The following is a 15,378-nucleotide window of genomic DNA, read 5'->3' on the forward strand; positions in this document are numbered from 1 at the left end:
TCGGCCGCCGGAGGTGCCGGCTCAGCCGCCGGAGGTGTCGAGTTCCGCTTCCTCGCCGACCCCGGCACAGTCGTAGGGGTCCTTCAGCCAGCCGTCCGGCAGCACCACCCGGTTGTTCCCGGACGTGCGGCCGCGGGGGCCGTCGGCACCGGCCGGCCAGGGCTGGTCCAGGTCCAGCTCGTCGAGCCCGGCCCGCAGTTCCTCCAGCGAGGAGGTGACCGCGAGCCGCTTGCGCATCTCGGAGCCGACCGCGAAGCCCTTCAGGTACCAGGCGACGTGCTTGCGGAAGTCGATCACACCGCGGGACTCGTCGCCGATCCACTCGCCCAGCAGCGTGGCGTGCCGGACCATGGCGTCGGCGACCTCCCGGAGGGCCGGCCGTGCGTAGGCGTCGGGGCGCCCCTCGAAGGCGGCCACCAGGTCCGCGAACAGCCACGGCCGGCCGAGGCAGCCCCGGCCCACGACCACCCCGTCGCAGCCCGTCTCGCGCACCATCCGCAACGCGTCCTCGGCCGACCAGATGTCGCCGTTGCCGAGCACCGGGATCTCCGGCACGTGCTCCCTGAGCCGTGCGATGGCGTCCCAGTCGGCGGTGCCGCCGTAGTGCTGGGCGGCGGTGCGGCCGTGCAGCGCGATGGCGGTCACGCCCTCCTCGACGGCGATCCGGCCGGCGTCCAGGTAGGTCAGGTGGTCGTCGTCGATGCCCTTGCGCATCTTCATGGTCACCGGCAGGGCGCCCGCCCCGCCGACCGCCTCGCGCAGGATGGACCGCAGCAGGTTCCGCTTGTACGGGAGGGCCGAGCCGCCGCCCTTGCGGGTCACCTTGGGGACCGGGCAGCCGAAGTTGAGGTCGATGTGGTCGGCGAGGTCCTCCTCCACGATCATGCGGACGGCCTTGCCGACGGTCACCGGGTCGACGCCGTAGAGCTGGATGGAGCGCGGCTTCTCGGTCGCGTCGAACCGGATCAGCTGCATGGTCTTCTCGTTGCGCTCGACCAGCGCCCGGGTGGTGATCATCTCGCTGACGAACAGCCCCTTGCCCCCGCTGTACTCCCTGCACAGGGTGCGGAAGGGGGCATTGGTGATCCCGGCCATGGGAGCGAGCACGACGGGCGGCTGCACCGTGTGCGGGCCGATGGGCAGGACGGTGTTCACGGTCGGCGAGGGCGTGGGCATTCCCCCATTGTCCCGCATGTCGCGGGGTACCCCGGCACGGTGATCGTGAACGGTCATTAGTTAACCGCACTATCGAAATCCGCCTGCGAGGAGGGCGCCGTAGCCCCACCGCACCCCGACCCCCCGCTGCCCCGCCCCCAACCCCACACCCGCGGAGGTGACTTGTGCGGCACACTCCTTGTCACCCCCGAACCGGGGCACAAGAACGGCGACACCGTCCCCGCCGAACCGCCGGAGGCACCATGCCGCAGATCGACACCAGCAAGGTCAGCCGCTGGGACCTGCACGGACGGGAGCACACCGTGCACGTCCAGCGCACCGGTGTGCAGCGCACGATCAGATGCGACACCTGCGGCTGGCGCCAGGGCGCCCAGTTCCTGCCGTGGCTCAAGGCGCAGGAGCACCTGACGGAGGCGCACCAGGCGACGGTGGACCCGACCGTGACATGAGCCCACCCACCGCCCGGTCCGGGTGGTGGGTGGGCTCACGAGAGGTGCCGGGAGGCTAGGCGCCGATCAGCCGGGAGGCGAGGTACCCCTCGATCTGGTCCAGCGAGACGCGCTCCTGCTTCATGGTGTCCCGCTCCCGGACGGTCACCGCGTTGTCGTCCAGCGTGTCGAAGTCGACCGTGACGCAGAACGGCGTGCCGATCTCGTCCTGGCGGCGGTAACGGCGCCCGATCGCACCGGCGTCGTCGAACTCGATGTTCCAGTTCTGCCGCAGCGCCTGCGCGAGCCCCTTCGCCTTCGGCGACAGCTCGGCGTTGCGGGACAGCGGGAGCACGGCCGCCTTCACCGGCGCGAGGCGGTGGTCGAGCCGCAGCACGGTCCGCTTCTCCATCTTGCCCTTGGCGTTGGGCGCCTCGTCCTCGACGTAGGCGTCGAGCAGGAAGGCGAGCATGGCCCGGCCGACACCGGCCGCCGGCTCGATGACGTACGGCGTCCAGCGCTCGCCGGCCTCCTGGTCGAAGTAGGCCAGGTCCTGGCCGGAGGCCTTGGAGTGCGCGCCGAGGTCGTAGTCGGTGCGGTTGGCGACGCCCTCCAGCTCGCCCCACTCGCTGCCGCCGAACTGGAAGCGGTACTCGATGTCAGCGGTGCGCTTGGAGTAGTGGGAGAGCTTCTCCTTCGGGTGCTCGTACCACCGCATGTTCTCCTCGCGCAGGCCGAGACCGGTGTACCAGTTCCAGCGCTGCTCCATCCAGTACTCCTGCCACTGCTCGTCCTCGCCCGGCTTGACGAAGAACTCCATCTCCATCTGCTCGAACTCGCGGGTGCGGAAGATGAAGTTGCCGGGCGTGATCTCGTTGCGGAAGGACTTGCCCATCTGGGCGATGCCGAACGGCGGCTTCTTGCGCGAAGCGGTCTGCACCTGGGCGAAGTTGGTGAAGATGCCCTGGGCGGTCTCGGGACGCAGGTAGGCGATGGAGCCGGAGTCCTGCGTCGGGCCGAGGTGGGTGGAGAGCAGGCCCGAGAACTGCTTGGGCTCGGTGAAGGTGCCCTTGTTGCCGCAGTTGGGGCAGCTGAGGTCGGCGAGGCCGTTCTCCGGGGCGCGGCCCTTCTTCTCCTCGTACGCCTCCTCCAGGTGGTCCGCGCGGAACCGCTTGTGGCAGGAGGTGCACTCGGTCAGCGGGTCCGTGAAGGTCGCGACATGACCGGAGGCGACCCACACGTCCGGGGCGAGGATCACGGACGAGTCGAGGCCGACCACGTCCTCGCGCGAAGTGACCATGTAGCGCCACCACTGGCGCTTCAGGTTTTCCTTGAGCTCGACACCCAGCGGTCCGTAGTCCCAGGCGGCCTTCGTACCGCCGTAGATCTCACTACTGGGGAATACGAAGCCACGGCGCTTGCTCAGGCTGACGATGGTGTCGATCTTGTCGGCGGCCACGGTGCTCTCTTCATTACGACGACGGGCGACGAAGCGAGATTGCTTCCAGCGAAGGACTCAGGCTACCGGCGGGTCCTGCCCCGCGACCAATTCGGTGTCCGCTACAGGCCGCTCACGTGCTTTGTTGACAACGGTTTCCATATTTGTTGAAAATGAGTGTCATGAACGTACGACGACGCCACATATCCGCGGCCGCCCTGGCCGCGGTCACCGCCCTCGGCCTCGGCGGCCTCACCGCCTGCTCCTCCGACAGTTCCGCCGCGGGCAGCACCGACAAGTTCGACGTCGTCGCGTCGTTCTATCCGATGGCCTTCCTCGCCGAGCAGATCGGCGGCGAGCACGTGAACGTCACCAGTCTCACCCAGCCCGGCCAGGAGCCGCACGACCTGGAGATCAGCGCCAAGCAGACCGCGCAGCTCCAGGACTCCGACGCGGCCCTCTACCTCAAGGGCCTCCAGCCCACCGTCGACGAGGCCATCGGCCAGTCCGAGGTGAAGACGAAGATCGACGCGGCCACCCTGACCTCCCTGGAGTCCCACGCCTCCGAGTCCGGCGGCCACGAGGACGAGCACGCGCACGAGGACGAGCACGGCCACGAGGACGAGGATCACGGCCACGACCACGAGCACGAGGAGGGCCAGGACCCGCACGTCTGGCTCGACCCGGTCAAGTACGCCGAGGTCGCCGAGGGAGTCGGCAAGGCCTTCGAGAAGGCCGACCCCGACCACGCCGCCGACTACAAGAAGAACACCGCGGCCCTGGTCGGCAAGCTGAACGCCCTGGACGAGAAGTTCGAGACCGGCCTCGCGGACCGCAGGACCGGCGTCTTCATCACCACGCACGCCGCCTTCGGGCACCTCGCCGAGCGCTACGGCCTGACCGAGGAGGCCATCAGCGGCCTGGACCCCGAGTCGGAGCCCAGCGGCGCCCGCGTGAAGGAACTCCAGCAGACCGCGAAGGCCGACGGCGTCACCACCGTCTTCTACGAGACCCTCGTCAGCGACAGGACCGCCAAGACCCTCGCCGCCGACGCCGGACTCCGCACCGACGTCCTCGACCCCGTCGAGGGCATCACGGACGACTCCCGCGGCGACGACTACTTCCAGGTCATGGAGGCCAACCTCGCGGCGCTGCAGAAGGCCCTGGGCGCGAAGTGAGCGGCACACCACCGGAGGACGGCATGACGACGACCGAACCCGTCATCTCCCTGCGCGGCGTCCGCGCCGAGCTGGGGGCGCGCCCGGTGCTGCGCGGCATCGACCTCACCGTGCGGCGCGGCGAGGTCGTCGCCCTGCTCGGCGCCAACGGCTCCGGCAAGTCGACGGCCGTGCGCGCCGTCATCGGCCAGGTGCCCGTCACCGACGGCGCGATCGAGCTGTTCGGCACCCCCCGCAACCGGTTCCGCGACTGGGCGCGCGTGGGCTACGTCCCGCAGCGCACCACCGCCGCCGGAGGCGTGCCCGCCACGGTCACCGAGGTCGTCTCCTCCGGGCGCCTCTCCCGCACCCGCTTCGGCCTCTTCCGCAAGGCCGACCGCGAGGCCGTACGGCACGCCCTGGACCTCGTCGGCATGACGGACCGTGCCAAGGACTCCGTCGACGCCCTCTCCGGCGGCCAGCACCAGCGGGTCCTGATCGCCCGCGCGCTCGCCGCCGCCCCCGAACTGCTGATCATGGACGAGCCGATGGCGGGCGTCGACCTCGCCAGCCAGGAGGTCCTGGCCGAGACCCTGAGGGCTCAGGTGGCCCGGGGCGCGACCGTCCTCCTCGTCCTGCACGAACTGGGCCCGCTGGAGCCCCTGATCGACCGGGCGGTCGTCCTGCGCGACGGCTGCGTGGTGCACGACGGCCCGCCCCCGGAGGCCGTCGGCCAGCACGCGCTGCCCGGCCACGACCACGTCCACCCGCACGCCCCCGCGGGCGCCGAACCGATCCGTACGGGACTGCTCAGCTGATGGAGATCCTCGACTACGCCTTCATGCAGCGGGCGCTGCTCGCCGCCGTCCTGGTCGGCATCACCGCCCCCGCCGTCGGCATCTACCTGGTCCAGCGCCGTCAGGCCCTCATGGGCGACGGCATCGGGCACGTCGCCATGACCGGCGTCGGCCTCGGCTTCCTGTTCAGCTGGTCCCCGGTGTGGATGGCGACGCTGGTCTCCGTCCTCGGCGCCGTCTTCATGGAACTGGTCCGCTGGTACGCCAGGACCCGCGGCGACATCGCCCTCGCGATGCTCTTCTACGGCGGCATGGCCGGCGGCGTGATGTTCATCAACCTCGCCCCCGGCGGCTCCACCGGCAACCTCTCGTCCTTCCTCTTCGGCTCCCTGTCCACGGTGTCGGAGTCCGACGTCACCGCGATCTGCCTGCTGGCCGCCTTCGTGGTGCTCGTCACCGTCGGTCTGCGCAAGCAGCTGTTCGCGGTCAGCCAGGACGAGGAGTTCGCGCGGGTGACGGGCCTGCCGGTGCGGTTCCTGAACCTGCTGACGGCGGTCACGGCGGCCGTGACGGTCTCCGTCGCGATGCGCGTCGTCGGCCTGCTGCTGGTGAGCGCGCTCATGGTGGTGCCGGTCGCGGCGGCCCAGCAGCTCACCCGGAGCTTCGCCGCCACGTTCGCCGTCGCCGTCGCGATCGGCGTGACGGTGACCATCGGCGGCACGGTCACCTCGTACCACCAGGACGTGCCGCCCGGCGCGACGATCGTGCTGCTCACCATCGGCGCGTTCATCGCGCTGACCGCGCTGGCCACCCCGCTGGCCCGCCGCCGCGCCCGGGCGATCGCCGCCGGGCAACCGGGCGGCGATCCCGCGGAGTGCGCGATTCCGGCCAGCCGGACGGCCGGCTAGCGGCCGGCGCCCGACTCTCCTCCGCCCGGGCTGGCACAATGGCCCGGGCAGACGCCCGATGTGAGGAGGCAATCCCGTGACGACCGCAGGACCGCCCGTGAAGGGCCGCGCCACCCGGCAGCGCGCCGCCGTGGCGGCTTGCCTCCAGGAGGTCGACGAGTTCCGCAGCGCGCAGGAACTGCACGACATGCTCAAGCACAAGGGCGACTCGGTCGGGCTGACCACGGTGTACCGCACCCTGCAGTCGCTCGCCGACGCGGGCGAGGTCGACGTCCTGCGCACCGCCGACGGCGAGTCCGTCTACCGCCGCTGCTCCACCGGCGACCATCACCACCACCTGGTCTGCCGCAGCTGCGGCAAGGCGGTCGAGGTCGAGGGCCCTGCCGTGGAGAAGTGGGCCGAGGCCATCGCGGCCGAACACGGCTACGTCAACGTCGCCCACACGGTCGAGATCTTCGGCACCTGCGCGGACTGCGCGGCGGCGTAACACCCCCCGCCCGGCCGCCGGCCGCGGGCAAGCGTGCCGCCGGGCGCCCGGGCCGCCCCACGCGCCCGGCGGCCGGCGCACGCCACCAGCGCCCCGCTCAGGACTCCTGGCGCCCCTCCATGGCCAGCAGTTCCTCGTTGGGGATGGCCCCGCCGAACCGCCGGTCCCGGGAAGCGAATTCCAGACACGCCCGCCACAGGTCACGCCGGTCGAAGTCCGGCCACAGCACGTCCTGGAAGACCATCTCGGCGTAGGCGCTCTGCCACAGCAGGTAGTTGGACGTGCGCTGCTCACCGCTCGGCCGCAGGAACAGGTCCACGTCCGGCATGTCCGGGTAGTACAGGTACTTCTCGAAGGTCTTCTCCGTCACCTTCGACGGATCGAGCCGCCCGGCCCGCACGTCCTCCGCCAGCGCCTGCGCGGCATCGGCGATCTCGGCGCGGCCGCCGTAGTTCATGCAGAAGTACAGGGTCAGCCGGTCGTTGTCCTTCGTCTGCTCCTGGGCGATCTGCAGTTCCTTGGCCACCGACTTCCACAGCTTGGGCATCCGCCCGACCCACCGCACCCGGATCCCCAGCTCGTCGAGCTGATCGCGGGTCTTGCGGATGAAGTCACGGTTGAAGTTCATCAGGAAGCGCACCTCGTCCGGGGAGCGCTTCCAGTTCTCGGTGGAGAAGGCGTAGAGCGAGATCGCCCCGACCCCCATCTCGACCCCGCCCTGGAGCACGTCCAGCACCCGCTCGGCGCCGACCTTGTGCCCCTCGGTGCGGGGCAGCCCGCGCTCCTTCGCCCAGCGCCCGTTGCCGTCCATGACGATCGCCACGTGGTTCGGGACCAGCTCCCGGGGGAGCTTCGGCGGCCGCGCGCCCGACGGGTGCGGTTCCGGCGTCCTGTACTCCCGGCGCTGACGCCCCAGGAACCCGCGTACGACCATGTGCCTCTCGTCTCCTCTGGCTGTGCGCTGCGCGCGTCACTTCTCGACGAACCGGAGCGAGCGCAGCCCGCGCTCCAGGTGCCAGTGCAGGTAGGCGGACACCAGCCCGCTCCCCTCCCGGACGTAGCGCGCCTCGCACGCGTCCGCCGTCTCCCAGTCTCCCGTAAGCAGCGCTCCGAGGAGTTCCAGGGCCTGCGGCGAGGGTACGACGCTGCCGGGCACCCGGCAGTCCGGGCAGATGGAACCGCCCGACGCAACCGAGAAGAACCGGTTCGGGCCGGGCATCCCGCACTTCGCGCAGTCGGTGAAGCTCGGTGCGTACCCGTTGACGGCGAGGGAGCGCAGCAGGAACGCGTCGAGGACGAGAGGGGGCGCGTGCTCGCCCCGGGCGAGGGTCCGCAGGGCCCCGACCAGCAGCAGGTACTGCTGCACCGCCGGCTCCCCCTCGTGGTCGGTGAACCGCTCGGCCGTCTCCAGCATGGCCGTACCGGCGGTGTAGCGGCCGTAGTCCGTCACGATCCCGCCGCCGTACGGCGCGATGGTCTCGCTCTGCGTGCACAGCGGCAGGCCGCGCCCGACCAGCTCGCTGCCCTTGGAGAAGAACTGCACGTCCACGTGCGAGAAGGGTTCGAGGCGGGCGCCGAACTTCGACTTGGTCCGGCGCACCCCCCTCGCCACGGCGCGTACCCGGCCGTGCCCGCGCGTGAGCAGGGTGATGATCCGGTCCGCCTCGCCCAGCTTCTGGGTGCGCAGCACGATGCCGTCGTCGCGGAACAGACTCATGGACCCATTCTCCCGTACGCGGGCACCGGCCCGTGCCCACGGGTACGGGCCGGTGCCGCTCGAGGCCCTCGGCCTGTTCCGCGTCGGGGGCGGGTCCCGTCAGACCGGGGGTGTCCACCGGGCCGGTCGTGACGGTGCTGACGCGCACGCCGCTCCGACCGGACGAGCGGCCCGGTGCACCGCGTCAGGAAAGCTCACCCCGGCTGCGCGCGTTGACGTAGGCGGTCGCCGCGCGCAGCCGCTCGGCCGGGGTCGCGCTCCGCAGGACGCCGGGATCGGCGTCCCACTCCCGGCCGCCACCGTAGGGTCTCAGCTGGACGTAGGGCCCCTCATGGCCCATGACGACGCCGATCCGCTCGGTCCCGGTGTCCACCACGTGCGCACCCAGGGGCGGCCTCACCGCAGCACCGCCGCCGCGATCCGCCGCGCGGTCTCCACCGAACACCGCCCCAGTTCGATGAGCGGACAGGGCGCCTCCCGCGCGAGACTCACCGGGTCGAGACCCAGTGACGGCAGGGAAATTCCGGCCTTTGCGAGTGCCGCCCGCAATTCCTTCACCACTTCCTCCGCTTCCTCGACGCAGTGCGCCGCGTGTCGTGCCGTCACGCTGATTCCCTTCCTCTCCGTCCTTCACTCTTCGTATCCCAAGAGTGACGCTCCGTGGCTACACTCGGAAGGGGTTCACGCCCTACAAGTGCGGCGCTGCACAAAGGGGTTAGCGATGGCCAACGGTTCGCGTCAGGCGGCGTGGGAGTTCTTCGGCGCGGAGCTCAAGCGACGCCGGGAGGAGGCGGGGTTCACGCAGGTGGAGCTGGGGACGAGGGTGTTCGTCTCGGGCGGCTACATCGGCCAGTTCGAACAGGCCATCCGGAAACCGCAAGGGGACGTGGCCCAGCGGATCGACGAGACTCTGCAAACCGACGGTATTTTCGAGCGGCTGTGCACACAGCTGATTGACGACCACCGGTACGCCGCATACTTCGCCAGGGCTGCGGAGCTGGAGACACGGGCGACGAGTATCTGTGAGTTCGCTCCCGCCCTGGTCCCGGGACTGCTGCAAGTTCCCGCCTACGCGCGGGCGGTCACCTTGGCGATGAATCCGTTCGCGCTCGACGAGTTCATCGACGAGAAGGTAGCGGGGCGCGTGGAACGTGGTCGCATCTTCAAGGAGGTGACGCGGCCGCTTTACTGGGTCATCCTGCACGAGAACGTGCTCCGGGTCCCGGTCGGTGGGCCGGCAGTGATGGCGGAGCAGCTGGAGCACATCGTGCGGCTCACGCGGGCACGGACGGTGGTGGTGCAGGTACTGCCGTACTCGGCCGGAGGGTACGCCGTGATGACCGGAGACCTGCGGCTCATGGAGTTCGACGACGCACCGCCGACCGCCTATACAGAGGCCGTGTATTCGGGGAGCCTGCTGGACGATCCGGCCGTGGTGAAGCGAGCGCAGCGGGCTTACGATCTGCTCAGGGCGGACGCATTGCCACGGGAGGCGTCACTGGCCCTCATCGAATCGGCGGCGGAAGGCTTCAGAAGATGCGCGAGTTCGACCTGAACAAGGCTCGCTGGCGCAAGAGTTCCTACAGCGACGGCAACGGAGGCAACTGCCTCGAAGTCGCCGACGGAGTCCCCGGTGTCGTCCCCGTCCGGGACAGCAAGCTGGACGCCGGCGGACCGGTGATCGTCATCGGGGCGGCCGCCTGGACGGCGTTCCTCTCCACCGGCGTCATGACTCCGCGGCCCGCGTAGGGGACGTCAGCGGACGAGGGCCGGCGTCCTCGGCGCGGTGGTGACCAGGCGCAGGCCGAGGCCGACCAGCGTCCAGCCGAGGCGGGCGCGCAGGAGCCGGTGGGGCCCGGCCGCGGCCGCGAGGCGGTACGCGTCCGCTTCCGCGCGGAGGTCGAGGGCACGGACGCGGTGCAGGGCGAGATGGGTCTCGGGGTGCATCGGGCAGCCTCTCAGTCCGTACGAGTGGGAAAGACGTGGGTGTGGACGCGCACCTGCTCGGCGTCCGGGGCACCCTCGCCGGGGGCCTTGGCGCGGTAGCTCTCCAGCAGTTCGTGCATCCTCTGCTTCAGCTCGTCCGCGAGCTCGGGAGTGAGGCGCAGGGTCCAGTCGCTCAGGTCCCACGAGGTGCGCCACGATTCGGGCCAGTCACCCTGGGTGCCCAGCCAGGTCGCGATCTCCCGGGTGTGCTGGTTGGCGACCTCGTGGAGGAACAGGTCGGCCGCTCCACGGACTTCGGGATCGCCGTCCCTGACCAGGGCGTCGTCGAACCGCACCCCCTCGTGGGCCGCCTTCCACCACCGCTCCCGCCCCTTGCCGTGCTCGGGTGCGTCCTCCACGAACCCGTGGGCGGCGAGCTGGCGCAGGTGGTAGCTGGTGGCTCCGCTGGACTCGCCGAGCTTGGCGGCCAGCTGGGAGGCGGTGGCCGGGCCGTTGCGCCGCAACGCCCTCAGCAGCTCCATGCGCAGCGGATGCGCCAGGCCGCGCAGTGAGCGGGCATCGAGGCTGTGGACCTTGAAATCCTGCGGGTCATTGGGCTCGTCCATGGATACAAAGGTAGCTTTGCAAAGGAAGCTGTGCAACGGATTTCATGCAACCACTTCTTTGCAAGTCGATGAGCTGCTGATGACGCCGTTGGCGTGACGTTTCCGCTCCCGCGCAACCAGGGCTCCCCCAGCCGCGCTCCTGTCCAGCAGAACCGACACCCCCTGGTGAGGAGACCGGCCATGACCGCGACCGCTTTCGAGTACGGCCCGCACCACGCCTTCACCCACCCCGGCGCCGTCGCGGACGACTCGGCCGCCCCCTGGTGGCCCGCGCCCGCCGGATCGCCGGACGGCGACTACCTGCTGGCCCCGCCGGACCCGGCCCGCCGCATCGACACCACGATCGACCCGCGCGACCGCCGCCGGCATCCCGCCCCGCCCCGAGGACCGCGAGGCCATCGAGAGCCTGAGCGCCCTGTCAGGCAGCATCAACACCACCATCCAGCGCTGGCTGCACCACACCCTGTGAGGACCGCCCGGCGGAGACACGAGAGGGCCGAGGGCCCCCGCCGTCATCCCCGGTCGACCATCCAGGTGCCGTCCTCCTCGTCGTCGACCCGTACCTCCAGCTCGCGCAGGCTCATGCCGGCGTCCCAGAGCTCCCGGAAGCGCTTCATGCGGTCCTGGACGTGATCCTGGCGCGCGATGAGCCGGGTCCTGATGTTGACGTCGCGCAGATCCTGGTCGATCTCGAAGGACACCGTCTCGTCGTAGACGATGAAGTCGTTGGTGGTGCCCCGCAGCAGGTGCGGCGGCAGCTCCGGCAGGACGGCCACCCGCACCTCGATGTGCAGGACCTGCTGCTCCTCGCAGAGCCGCAGCAGCCGGTCGTCCAGCTCCCGCGCGCTCTCCAGCAGGAACAGCCGCCGCACCGGGACCCCGTGCTCGATCGCCTCCCGCTGGGCGTGCAGATAGCGGCTGGCGGGTTCGCTGTTCCAGAACTCGCGGTCGACGGAGGTGCTGGTGGCGCAGATGGAGTGCTCCGCGGCCCGGGTGAGGGTGAGCATCCAGTCGTGGTTCTCCCCGGGGCATTCCGCGGTGAGGGTGGAGAGATCGGACATGTGCCCGATCACCCGCTGCATCTCCAGGCGGACGAAGGTGGTGAGGATCGGCAGGCCCGGGGACAGGACCTCGGCGAAGTTGGTGGCCAGGTCCGGCACGGACTCGATGCGCACCCACGCCGGTGCCGGTTCGGGCTGCGGCTCGGCGGCGCGCGCCGGGGCGACGAGGCGGGTCTCGACGAGCTGCTTCATGTCCTCGGTGTGCCGGGTCAGCCCGCTCTGCAACTCGTCGTCGTAGCGCCGCAGTCCGTCCCGCACGGTGGCGGCGGTCTCGGCCAGCAGGTGCTCGGCCCGCCGGGCCCGCTCCTCCGCCGTGCGGTCCGGGCCGAGGAGGAGGTGCTGGGCGGCGAGCGCCGCCGCGGCACAGAGCGCGGCCGCGCCCAGGTGCCGCCCCGTACCGTCCTCCGGGCTCAATAACGCGGCCAGGCCCCAGGTGAGCAGCCCGGCGACGAGGCCGACCAGCAGTCTGCGGGGCCACAGGGTGGCGTCGGTGTCCCCCTCCGGGCCGTCCGTGGCGGTGCCGGCCGGTGGCCGGTCCCGGCCGTGCGCGGTGCGGGGCGGCACCGGCCCGCCCGGTGGCCGGCGGCCGTCCGGCCGGTCGGACGGGCCCACGGTGACCTGCGGGCCGGCCGTTTCTTCGGGTTGCGGTGACTGTGCCGTGCTCATCTCGCTTCTCCCCCCGTCGGGAAAACGCGTCGGTTCGGGGTGCGGACAGGTGCGTGGGGCCCGGTCGGGACCGCTCACGGCAGGTGGGCGTCCCGGGCCGGATCAGGGCGTCGGCTCCACCTCCCGGCGCGCCGGAGGGATCGCGTGCAGGGTCAGCTGGTCGCGGACGCGCTGCACCAGGGCGAGCCACTGCCGGGTGAACCCGGGCTCGTCCTCGAGCACGTCCCACAGCGGGGCGAGTTCCCTGGACACGCGGGCCCGCGGCATCCACAGGTGCAGCAGGTGGTCGACGGCGGGCCTCAGCGCCCCGACGACGACGGGCAGGTCGTCCGCGGCGGCCGGCCGGCGCCGCGGCGCGGGTTCCCCGGGCCCCAGGCGGATGCCGTCGAGGATGCGGACCAGGGTCGTCAGCAGCCAGTCGTGCAGGGCGAGGTCGTCACAGAGCCCGGCCACCTCGGCGCTGCCGGTGCCCTCGGGGACCCGCAGCCGTACGGTGCGCAGCTCGGCCTCCGCGAGGGTGAACCGTTCGAGGGACGGGCCCTCGCCGTCCGGCGCGGGCACCGCCACCCAGCGCAGCCGGGTGGGCCGGGACCTGAGGGGCGGCCGCTGGTCGAGCAGCGGGTGCCGCAGCAGCCGCGTCTGCAGTCCGGCGGCGATCAGCCCGACGTCGAGGTCGCCGTGCCGGCCGCCGCCGAGGAACCCCTCGGCGACCGCGTCGCGGGGCAGCCTGCCGAACGGTTCGACCACCGCGGGCCGTACCAGGTAGTGCCCCCAGGGCCGGCGGTGGTCGGGGCCGGTGGCCGGGACCCGGAAGTACGCGGAGGTCTGCAGGACCCGTCCCTCGGTGAGCGCGGCCCGGGCGGCGACCGTGCCGACCGCGCGGACCCGCGCGCCGTTGGAGCTCGGCAGCGGGCAGTCGACTCCGGTGAGGACGTCGGGGGAACGCCCGTAGAGGTTGGGGCGCTCGGAGACCAGCACCCGCTCGTCGGCGCGCAGGCGCAGCAGCTGGGCGGCGGCACGGCTGTCGAGGGCCTGCCCGGCGGGCAGCAGGCAGGTCCGGACCTCGCCGCAGGCGAGCACGGCACGCGGTACGGTCTCCTCCGGCCGCACCTCAGGACCCCTCGTAGAAGAGGTAGGAGATGCGGTCGGCCACCGAGGCGGGTACGGGCACGCCCTCCCGGGCGGACCGTTCGGCGACCTGGCGCAGTGCCTCCGGGTCCACGTCGGTCTGGTCGAGGATCACCCGGACCGCGTGCTCGACGGGCAGGAAGCGGTTGGGCAGCACGGAGCAGGTCCGGTAGGCGGCGAAGGGCGCCGCCCGCGGGTTGAGCCGTATCAGCGCGGGCAGTTCGTCCCAGTCGTCCGGGAACGCGGCGTCCGTGTGGGGGTGCGGGTCGAGGACGGCGTCGCCCTGGTGGCGCAGCAGTCCGAGACGGGCGAGCTGCCACACGGCGGCCAGGAAGGGGCAGGACCACACGCGCTGCCCGTCGGGGGTGTCGTTCCACAGTTCGACGTCGAGGAAGACGGAGTGGCGGCGGGCCGCGGTCTCGGTGGGCGGCTGCCACGCGGCGGCCTTCCGCATGGCCTGCGGGGCGCGCGCGGTGGGGCTGCGCACTCCGTTGGCCAGCCAGCCGGTCTGTGCGGCGGGGGGCCGGTGGCCGTAGCTGCCGGGCGGTGGTTCCTCGACGATGCGGCCGGCCACCGCCTCCGCGACCGGCACCTTGCCGGTGACCGCGCAGCCGGACTCGCGGGCCAGGTAGTCGACGGACAGTCCGGCGCGGTCGGCCTCCGCCAGCAGCAGGGGGACGAGTTCGGCGGGGCTGGAGAAGCGGGTGAAGTAGTCGTCGATGAGGAAGCAGGTGCTGATCCGGGGGCGGGTGCTGCCCGCCCGGTCGGCCGCGGCGGCACGGGCCGCCTCCGCCCAGGGGCGCACCCGGGCGAGGTGCCGGCGCAGGTGGTCCGGCCCCGCTTCGAAGTCCTCCATGTAGAAGTGGCCCAGCTCCAGGGAGAGATGGGCCAGCGGCACCGACTGGGTCCGTGGTTCGGCGGTGGTCTCGCGGAACACGGCTTCCGTCATGGCCGCCCCCAGTGGGAGTCGTCGGTCAGCCGCCGGGCGATCTCCTCGAGCGCCTCCAGCGTCTCCTTGTTGGCGATCTGGGTGGAGAGCACGTCGTCCTCGGTGATCAGCTGTTCGCGCCACTGCAGGATGGGCTCCAGCGGTACGGTGCCGAGGACCACGCTGTCACCGATGCGCTGGTCCGCGGCGAGCCGACGCAGCGCCTTGTTGCAGGCCTGCATCCAGGCTTCCTGGGCGTGCGACACCTGCGACCACAGGGGCGACTCGGGATCGGGGACGGCGGCGCGCACGAAGCGGATGTTGCCCTGCAGGGTCTGCTCGTCGTGGCCGCGGTCGACGCCGCTGCGGACGATGCCGTTCTCCTTGTGGACGAGGCCGGCCGCGGCGATGACGTGCTGGTGCGTCCAGCGGTGGAAGACCAGCCAGCGGTAGGGGACGTTGCGCATCCGGGGGTGGGCCGTCGCCGCCAGCACCAGGTCGACGGCGTAGCTGCGGCCGGCGCTCAGGTCCACGACGACGAGGTCGAACTCGCCGTGGAGGCGCAGGAAGAGGTCGATGCACCGCTCCAGGGCGTCCTCTCCGGTGGCGAACTCGCCGCCGCCGGCGTCGCCGGGGTAGAGGACCAGGCGGCCGGACTGGTTCTGCCGGGCGCGCAGCACGGGGTGTTCCGTCTGCCGCCAGATGTCGATGCCGACCGGCTCGGTGACCTCGCCCTCCAGGTAGGAGTGCAGGCCCTGCTCCTCGGTGCCGCGCATCGCGCTGGGGACGTCGAAGACGGCGGCGGCGGTCGGCGACCCGAAGTCGAAGTCGACGTAGGCGACGTGGTCGCCGGTGAGGGCGCGCTGGTAGGCCAGGTTGGCGCTGGTGACCGAACGGCCCGTGCCTCCCTTGTCGGAGGCGGCGAAGACGAGCAC

Annotated in this window: 19 protein-coding genes; 7 read left to right on the forward strand and 12 right to left on the reverse strand. The window is 71.6% G+C overall.

Going from position 1 to position 15,378, the window contains the following annotated elements:
* Window positions 1-21: 21 nt before the first annotated feature.
* Window positions 22-1,176 carry a tRNA dihydrouridine synthase DusB gene (gene dusB / locus IE118_RS03420; RefSeq protein ID WP_189555717.1) on the reverse strand — a complete coding sequence of 385 codons (1,155 nt, stop codon included), beginning with the start codon at window positions 1,174-1,176 and terminating at the stop codon, window positions 22-24.
* 242 nt (window positions 1,177-1,418) lie between these two features.
* On the opposite strand from dusB, the gene IE118_RS03425 reads away from it, so the two are divergent.
* The gene (locus IE118_RS03425) at window positions 1,419-1,625 is read left to right on the forward strand and encodes a hypothetical protein (RefSeq protein ID WP_189555718.1); all 207 of its coding nucleotides are present in this window, start codon (window positions 1,419-1,421) and stop codon (window positions 1,623-1,625) included.
* Between the two features lie 55 nt (window positions 1,626-1,680).
* On the opposite strand, the gene IE118_RS03430 is transcribed toward IE118_RS03425, so the two are convergent.
* Window positions 1,681-3,063: a glycine--tRNA ligase gene (locus IE118_RS03430; protein ID WP_189555719.1), complete on the reverse strand. Its 1,383-nt coding sequence runs from the start codon at window positions 3,061-3,063 to the stop codon at window positions 1,681-1,683.
* Between the two features lie 161 nt (window positions 3,064-3,224).
* Between IE118_RS03430 and IE118_RS03435 the strand changes: the two genes are divergently transcribed.
* From IE118_RS03435 to IE118_RS03450, 4 genes are all read left to right on the forward strand, one after another.
* Window positions 3,225-4,220, forward strand: a complete 996-nt coding sequence (locus IE118_RS03435; protein WP_189555720.1) for a metal ABC transporter substrate-binding protein — start codon at window positions 3,225-3,227, stop codon at window positions 4,218-4,220.
* A gap of 23 nt (window positions 4,221-4,243) precedes the next feature.
* Complete coding sequence (locus IE118_RS03440) at window positions 4,244-5,017, forward strand: metal ABC transporter ATP-binding protein (RefSeq protein ID WP_189555721.1); 774 nt, start codon at window positions 4,244-4,246, stop codon at window positions 5,015-5,017.
* Window positions 5,017-5,904 (forward strand): metal ABC transporter permease, encoded by an 888-nt coding sequence (locus IE118_RS03445; protein WP_189555722.1) that lies wholly within the window; start codon window positions 5,017-5,019, stop codon window positions 5,902-5,904. Before IE118_RS03440 ends, IE118_RS03445 begins: the two co-directional genes overlap by 1 nt.
* A gap of 76 nt (window positions 5,905-5,980) precedes the next feature.
* The gene (locus IE118_RS03450; RefSeq protein WP_037639387.1) at window positions 5,981-6,391 is read left to right on the forward strand and encodes a Fur family transcriptional regulator; all 411 of its coding nucleotides are present in this window, start codon (window positions 5,981-5,983) and stop codon (window positions 6,389-6,391) included.
* Window positions 6,392-6,488: 97 nt separating this feature from the next.
* Here IE118_RS03450 and IE118_RS03455 read toward each other — a convergent pair whose 3' ends face one another.
* The 4 genes from IE118_RS03455 to IE118_RS03470 form a co-directional block, all read right to left on the reverse strand.
* Window positions 6,489-7,325 (reverse strand): isoprenyl transferase, encoded by an 837-nt coding sequence (locus IE118_RS03455; protein ID WP_189555723.1) that lies wholly within the window; start codon window positions 7,323-7,325, stop codon window positions 6,489-6,491.
* Between the two features lie 36 nt (window positions 7,326-7,361).
* Window positions 7,362-8,108, reverse strand: coding sequence for a DNA repair protein RecO (gene recO / locus IE118_RS03460; RefSeq protein ID WP_189555724.1), 747 nt, complete (start codon window positions 8,106-8,108; stop codon window positions 7,362-7,364).
* Window positions 8,109-8,292: 184 nt separating this feature from the next.
* On the reverse strand, window positions 8,293-8,508 hold the full coding sequence (locus IE118_RS03465) for a hypothetical protein (protein ID WP_189555725.1): 216 nt from the start codon (window positions 8,506-8,508) through the stop codon (window positions 8,293-8,295).
* On the reverse strand, window positions 8,505-8,714 hold the full coding sequence (locus tag IE118_RS03470; protein WP_189555726.1) for a hypothetical protein: 210 nt from the start codon (window positions 8,712-8,714) through the stop codon (window positions 8,505-8,507). The genes IE118_RS03465 and IE118_RS03470 overlap by 4 nt, the downstream gene beginning before the upstream one ends.
* 115 nt (window positions 8,715-8,829) lie before the next feature.
* Between IE118_RS03470 and IE118_RS03475 the strand changes: the two genes are divergently transcribed.
* Entirely contained in the window at window positions 8,830-9,663 is an 834-nt protein-coding gene (locus tag IE118_RS03475; RefSeq protein WP_189555727.1) for a helix-turn-helix domain-containing protein, read from the forward strand.
* Window positions 9,645-9,857 (forward strand): DUF397 domain-containing protein, encoded by a 213-nt coding sequence (locus IE118_RS03480; RefSeq protein WP_189555728.1) that lies wholly within the window; start codon window positions 9,645-9,647, stop codon window positions 9,855-9,857. Before IE118_RS03475 ends, IE118_RS03480 begins: the two co-directional genes overlap by 19 nt.
* A gap of 6 nt (window positions 9,858-9,863) precedes the next feature.
* Here the strand turns inward: IE118_RS03480 and IE118_RS03485 are convergent, their stop codons facing one another.
* The 6 genes from IE118_RS03485 to IE118_RS03510 all read right to left on the reverse strand — a co-directional run bounded on the left by IE118_RS03485 (window position 9,864) and on the right by IE118_RS03510 (window position 15,378).
* The gene (locus IE118_RS03485) at window positions 9,864-10,055 is read right to left on the reverse strand and encodes a hypothetical protein (RefSeq protein WP_189555729.1); all 192 of its coding nucleotides are present in this window, start codon (window positions 10,053-10,055) and stop codon (window positions 9,864-9,866) included.
* Window positions 10,056-10,066: 11 nt separating this feature from the next.
* Window positions 10,067-10,660: an ArsR/SmtB family transcription factor gene (locus IE118_RS03490; RefSeq protein WP_189555730.1), complete on the reverse strand. Its 594-nt coding sequence runs from the start codon at window positions 10,658-10,660 to the stop codon at window positions 10,067-10,069.
* A 512-nt stretch (window positions 10,661-11,172) separates the two neighbouring features.
* Window positions 11,173-12,387 (reverse strand): hypothetical protein, encoded by a 1,215-nt coding sequence (locus tag IE118_RS03495; RefSeq protein WP_189555731.1) that lies wholly within the window; start codon window positions 12,385-12,387, stop codon window positions 11,173-11,175.
* Window positions 12,388-12,489: 102 nt separating this feature from the next.
* Window positions 12,490-13,497: an SCO2521 family protein gene (locus IE118_RS03500; protein ID WP_189555732.1), complete on the reverse strand. Its 1,008-nt coding sequence runs from the start codon at window positions 13,495-13,497 to the stop codon at window positions 12,490-12,492.
* Between the two features lies 1 nt (window position 13,498).
* The gene (locus IE118_RS03505) at window positions 13,499-14,464 is read right to left on the reverse strand and encodes an SCO2522 family protein (protein ID WP_189555733.1); all 966 of its coding nucleotides are present in this window, start codon (window positions 14,462-14,464) and stop codon (window positions 13,499-13,501) included.
* Window positions 14,461-15,378 (reverse strand): SCO2523 family variant P-loop protein, encoded by a 918-nt coding sequence (locus IE118_RS03510; protein WP_189555734.1) that lies wholly within the window; start codon window positions 15,376-15,378, stop codon window positions 14,461-14,463. The genes IE118_RS03505 and IE118_RS03510 overlap by 4 nt, the downstream gene beginning before the upstream one ends.

This window comes from Streptomyces pilosus, from assembly GCF_014649835.1.
GTDB classification, from domain to species: domain Bacteria; phylum Actinomycetota; class Actinomycetes; order Streptomycetales; family Streptomycetaceae; genus Streptomyces; species Streptomyces pilosus.